Here is a 274-nt window from a genome sequence, read left to right as displayed (position 1 = left end):
CCGTTTGCCGTGAAGGTGTATTCCGCCCTCAGGGTCTGCCCCACCTTCGGCGTGCCGGAGATCCTCAGGCCCGTTACCGACGGCGCGTCATAGGCTGCCATCGTCGGACTATCCTGTACCGCACCGGTCAGCGACGGCTGGCTGCTGCCCTTCGGCGTTACCATTACCCGCACGTTGTAACCCGCATAGCTGTCCGGCAGCGTAAACGTGCTTGCCGTGCCGCCTGCGGCATTCTTCCATGCTGCACCATCCTGCCACTGCCACTGGAAGCTGG

General features: G+C 63.9%; 1 protein-coding gene. It reads right to left on the bottom strand.

Annotated elements, in window-relative coordinates; all coding sequences use genetic code 11:
* On the bottom strand, positions 1 to 274 hold a 274-nt coding region (locus tag IM265_RS21830), incomplete at both ends, for a hypothetical protein (RefSeq protein ID WP_193056026.1).

Source organism: Enterobacter cloacae complex sp. P17RS (genome assembly GCF_014895885.1).
Lineage (GTDB): Bacteria > Pseudomonadota > Gammaproteobacteria > Enterobacterales > Enterobacteriaceae > Enterobacter > Enterobacter bugandensis.
Note: the sequence above shows the minus strand (reverse complement) of the source record. Positions and strands in the feature narration are given on the sequence as shown.